This is a genomic window from Lawsonibacter sp. LCP25S3_E2, assembly GCF_052117285.1.
GTDB lineage: Bacteria > Bacillota > Clostridia > Oscillospirales > Oscillospiraceae > Lawsonibacter.
Genome location: NZ_JBQKJL010000060.1, coordinates 1 through 1,669 on the forward strand (window position 1 = coordinate 1; position 1,669 = coordinate 1,669).

2 tRNA genes and 2 rRNA genes are annotated in these 1,669 nt (G+C 52.4%); all 4 read left to right on the top strand.

The window, feature by feature from the left end:
- Window positions 1-627 (top strand): 16S ribosomal RNA (locus ACTQ3R_RS16455); the annotation flags it as partial.
- A gap of 124 nt (window positions 628-751) precedes the next feature.
- Window positions 752-828 (top strand) — tRNA-Ile (locus ACTQ3R_RS16460).
- A gap of 10 nt (window positions 829-838) precedes the next feature.
- Window positions 839-914 (top strand) — tRNA-Ala (locus ACTQ3R_RS16465).
- 250 nt (window positions 915-1,164) lie between these two features.
- A 23S ribosomal RNA gene (locus ACTQ3R_RS16470) occupies window positions 1,165-1,669 on the top strand; the annotation flags it as partial.

Below are 1,669 nucleotides of genomic sequence, written 5' to 3' on the forward strand. Positions count from 1 at the left end.
CAAAGGAATTGACGGGGGCCCGCACAAGCGGTGGAGTATGTGGTTTAATTCGAAGCAACGCGAAGAACCTTACCAGGGCTTGACATCCCGAGGACCGGCTTAGAGATAAGCCTTTCTCTTCGGAGACCTCGGTGACAGGTGGTGCATGGTTGTCGTCAGCTCGTGTCGTGAGATGTTGGGTTAAGTCCCGCAACGAGCGCAACCCTTATTGTTAGTTGCTACGCAAGAGCACTCTAGCGAGACTGCCGTTGACAAAACGGAGGAAGGTGGGGACGACGTCAAATCATCATGCCCCTTATGTCCTGGGCCACACACGTACTACAATGGTGGTCAACAGAGGGAAGCAATGCCGCGAGGCGGAGCAAATCCCTAAAAGCCATCCCAGTTCGGATTGCAGGCTGCAACCCGCCTGCATGAAGTTGGAATCGCTAGTAATCGCGGATCAGCATGCCGCGGTGAATACGTTCCCGGGCCTTGTACACACCGCCCGTCACACCATGAGAGTCGGGAACACCCGAAGTCCGTAGCCTAACCGCAAGGGGGGCGCGGCCGAAGGTGGGTTCGATAATTGGGGTGAAGTCGTAACAAGGTAGCCGTATCGGAAGGTGCGGCTGGATCACCTCCTTTCTAAGGAGACCTCTTCAAGTGATAAGCTTGAAGTAACATTCCTAGGTCAGAATTCTGATGGGGAATGGATGTCATGTTGTTTAATTTAGAGGGCGCACGCCGTGAAGGGGAAGCGGGAAGCTGCGGGCCCATAGCTCAGCTGGCTAGAGCGCACGACTGATAATCGTGAGGTCGGTGGTTCGAGTCCACTTGGGCCCACCACCAAAAACCTGGGGGTTTAGCTCAGCTGGTAGAGCACCTGCTTTGCAAGCAGGGGGTCACCGGTTCGAGTCCGGTAACCTCCACCAGTGAGATTAGATTGAAGTGTTTGGTCAATAGACCGAGCATTTCCATCTGACCTTGCAAAAGGTTGGAGCATGCACCTTGAAAACTGAACAGTGAAGCAAGCAAGAAATTGCGAGCAAGCAACAGAGAGGTAACAAAGTAATTTTGTGGACTTTTTAATAAAGGGTACAAAAACTACAATGAAACCAAACTGAGGCCTGCATAATTCTTATGGAAACCAAAGAGAACAGCTTGAAAAGGTTGTTCTACGAAGGTCAAGCTAATAAGAGCGCAAGGGGAATGCCTTGGCATCAAGAGCCGATGAAGGTCGTGACAAGCTGCGATAAGCTGCGGGGAGCTGCACATAAGCTTTGATCCGCAGATCACCGAATGGGGAAACCCGGCGGAGCAATACTCCGTCAGCCTGCGTTGAATAAAATAGGCGTAGGTGGGGAACCGCCTGAACTGAAACATCTAAGTAGGGCGAGGAAGAGAAATCAACAGAGATTCCGCTAGTAGTGGCGAGCGAACGCGGAAGAGGGCAAACCGAAGGATTTATCCTTCGGGGTTGTGGACTGACACAACGGAGCGATAGGCTAGACGAATGGCATGGGAAGGCCAACCATAGCGGGTGAGAGTCCCGTAGTCGAAAGCTGATTTGCTTTATTCAGGATCCAGAGTACCGCAGGACACGTGAAACCCTGTGGGAAACTGGGGGGACCACCCTCCAACCCTAAATACTACTTGATGACCGATAGAGGAGCAGTACCGTGAGGGA